Below are 3472 nucleotides of genomic sequence, written 5' to 3' on the forward strand. Positions count from 1 at the left end.
GTGGCGGCGCGCCGGATCCCGGCGTCGTCGGCGAGGTCGAGCAGCAGGCCGCGCGCGGTGTGCAGCAGGGCGGTGGTGCTGGTCTTGTCGCCGTCGGCGGACACGAGTTCCAGGTGCGGCATGCGGCGGCCGGGCAGCGGGTGGCCACTCGCGCCGACGTCGTAGCGGATGTCCAGGCCGCTGATCATTCCGGCGAGGTGGCGGCTGACATCCTCGTACGCGATCAGCTCGGCGAGCAGGTCGCGCAGCGGCTGCATCTCGCTGCCGCTGAGGTAGAGCAGACCCTGGGCCTGGGTGTTGGTCAGCAGCCGGCGGCCCACCGGGTGGCGTTCGGCGTGGTAGGTGTCGAGCAGTGCCTCGGGGGCCGTGCCGCGCACGACGGCGGCGAGCTTCCAGCCCAGGTTGACGGCGTCCTGGATGCCGGTGTTCATGCCCTGGCCGCCGGCGGGCAGGTGGATGTGCGCCGCGTCGCCGGCCAGCAGGACGCGTCCGCGGCGGTACTCGGTGACCTGGCGGGCGGCGTTGCCGAAGGCGCTGACCCACACCGGGGTCGCGCCGCTGATGTCCTGGTGGGTCAGGCGCTGCCAGGCGGCGGCTACCTCCTCGAAGGGCGGCGGCCCGGTGCGCTCGCGCGGGGGGTTGTCGCGCTCGCAGACGATGATGCGGTGGACGCCGTCGCCGATGGGCACCGACATGGCCATGCCGCGGGGCACGGACTCGCCGATGGGGCGGGGCCGCACCTCGCAGTCGGTGATGTCGGCGAGGTACATCTCCATGGTCGCGGCGGTGCCGGGGAAGTCGAACCCGGCGAACTTGCGGACCGTGCTGCGGCCCCCGTCGCAGCCCACCAGGTAGCCGGCGCGCAGCCGTTCGGGGCCGTCCGGGCCCTCGATGTCGACGACGACGCCGTCCTCGCCGGCCGTGAGGCCGACGAGTTCACGGCCGCGCCGCACCTCGACGCCGAGCTCGGCGAGCCATGCGCCGAGCACCGCCTCCGTACGGTGCTGGGGCACGTCCTTGACGCTGAAGTGGGCGCCGTCGAGCACGCTGAAGTCGACGGGGGTGCCGCCGAAGTGGCCGAGCGAGCTGGTGACGATCTCGCCGAAGCGGGGAAGCAGTCCGCGCTGGTCGAAGACCTCCATGGTGCGAGGGGTGAAACCGAGCCCGCGGGACTCTCCGCTGGGCCGGGGAAGGCGGTCGATGAGGACGATCTCGACTCCGGCGAGGCGCAGTTCACCGGCGAGCATCAGCCCCGTGGGGCCTGCTCCCACGATGACCACGGGAACGTCGACGAGGGCAGCGTCCATCCGCGCCTCCTTTCCTGTTGCGTACGTCCCGGGACGGGGAGACGCCGGTGAGGTGGCTGAGGGCACGTCATGTCATTGCCCCGCGCGGGGACTTGGTCCCGGGCGGGGCGGAGGGCGACAGACGGAGGGAAGGTGAGGGTGGTGGATACGTGCGGCGGCAGGCCGCGGAGGGTGAGGGCACGGGCGGGTGAGGCCGGTACGGGCGTCGGTGAGGTGGCTCTCCACGCCCCGGCGACTTGCGCGAGGCGGAGCCGGCACCGACCTGAGGGCACACGTGTGCCGCCCGATCAGCGTGACAGGTCGGTCCGGGGATGTCAATTGCCGTGCCGGGACGGCCCGTTCACAGGACCCGGCGGGAGCGGGGCGTTCACACGACGCGGTGGCGGGGGCCCAGCGAGAGGCTGAGCTGGGTCGCGGCGGTGGTCGTCGCGTCGATCACGTCCGGGCGGACGGGCCCGGAGTCCGGCAGGAGCACCAGGACGGCGCCGAAGACCCAGCCGTCCCACATCACCGGGGCGGCACAGGAGTTCCAGCCGGCGATGCACTCCTGAAGACCGATGGCGTAGCCCTGGTCCCGTATGTCGCGCAGCGAGTCCCACAGCGCGTCGTCGTCCACCAGCGCGCCCGGGCCCGCCTCGGCCACCACGGGTTCGGCGGCTATCCGTTCCTGGAGGGGGCGCGGCAGGTACGCGAGGATCGCCCGGCCCGACGCGCCGACGCGCAGCGAGCGGGTGACGGCCAGCACCTCGCGGGGGGTCATGCCGAGTTCGGAGAGGTCGGAGTCGCCGACGGCCATGTCGACGCACTGCCGCTGGGCGCCGCCGAACGGGGCGAGCGTGTAGAGGAAGGCGAGCCCGCCCCCGGTGGCGGCGCGCAGCCTGAGCAGGATCGACCGGGCGGTGTGGCGGTCGAGGGTGTGCGCCATGGCCTGCATGCCCACGAGGGCGGCCGTGGTGCCGAGTTGGTACATACCGCGGCCGACGCGGTCGAAGACGCCCTCGTAGATGCCGGACTGCAGGATGCGGTGGACGGCGGAGTCGTCGAGTCCGGCCGCCTCGGCCAGCTCCCCGGGGCCGTGCGTCCGGCCGCGCAGCTTGAGGAACGCCTGCTGGACCCGGAACACGCGCTCCGCGTGCGTGGTGCCACCCGCACGCACGCGCTCACCGGTCTGCGCGTCGGCCGAAACCGCGTGCATGTCCATGGCGACCCCCGTCTCTCCACCCACGCACGATCCCGGCCATCCTAACCGGACCGCTTGGTGACAATCCGTCAACAACAGCGGTGGGACGGGGGCCGGTCCGGCCCGGCGAACAAGGAACAAGCAGGATTTACGGATACGTGCGAACAAGTCATGCGAAAAGGTGCGGGCTTCCGGGGAAATCCCCGTTCCCTACATGGGGACGTACAACATGAACCCGGACATGTCTCCTCCGTTTTCCCGCCCCGTGAGAAATGATCGCCGGGCTCCGCTTTCCCGTTTCTTTGCTTGACGCGACCTTCCCCTCCTACGCAGACTGTGACTGCGAGCCGGGGGTCCACAGGCCTGAATTCATTCGGTTGCACGGGGGCAGTACACACTGATAAACCGCGATTTCACCGCACGTATCCGGCACATCCCGACCATCTTTCAGCGCGTGTCGCGCCATTCCGCCGCGCAGCGCTCTTCTGCGCCGCGGCAGACACCAGCACCCGGCCAAAACGACGGCCGACCAGCCACGACCCAACGACGGGTCCGACAGACAGCAATTCCAGTTCAAAAAACGGGGAAACGGAATGCGCCAAGCTCTGCAATTGTCAGAAACGTCGGAGGAACAGACCAGCGCGGATGCGCTGATACCAGTTCTGCGCACACTCGCAGAACTGTATGAAGAATGCGGGCAGATGTTAGCCCATGCCCCTTACAGCCTGCGCCAGCGCGTCACCGGAAGCCGCGCCGTCGGAATTTCTCTCAACGAGAAGGCCATGGCGATACGGACGGAGACGCAGAACACGCTCGGCTCCTGGGCGCGCCTGGTGGTGGACGAGTGCGGCACGGCGGGCCCGTCCCAGGAGGGGATCCGTCCCCTGGTGTCCTTCCTCGTCCGCCATGCCGGATGGCTGGCCGCGCATCCGGCGGCCGGCGACTTCGCCGAGGAGATCACCGCGCTCGTGCGGTCCGCCCGCCG

Annotated in this window: 2 protein-coding genes and 1 pseudogene; 1 reads left to right on the forward strand and 2 read right to left on the reverse strand. The window is 70.7% G+C overall.

Annotated features, from left to right (window positions below; all coding sequences use genetic code 11):
- Nucleotides 1-1307 (reverse strand): FAD-dependent monooxygenase (locus H5J33_RS27895; RefSeq protein ID WP_181797605.1); only part of this gene is annotated, 1307 nt, incomplete at its 3' end.
- A gap of 367 nt (nucleotides 1308-1674) precedes the next feature.
- Complete coding sequence (locus H5J33_RS27900) at nucleotides 1675-2532, reverse strand: IclR family transcriptional regulator C-terminal domain-containing protein (protein WP_309485505.1); 858 nt, start codon at nucleotides 2530-2532, stop codon at nucleotides 1675-1677.
- Nucleotides 2533-3269: 737 nt separating this feature from the next.
- Here H5J33_RS27900 and H5J33_RS27905 point away from each other — a divergent pair.
- Nucleotides 3270-3472: pseudogene (locus tag H5J33_RS27905) on the forward strand (hypothetical protein); the annotation flags it as partial.

The organism is Streptomyces sp. WELS2 (genome assembly GCF_013870595.1).
In the GTDB taxonomy this organism is placed as follows: Bacteria; Actinomycetota; Actinomycetes; order Streptomycetales; family Streptomycetaceae; genus Streptomyces.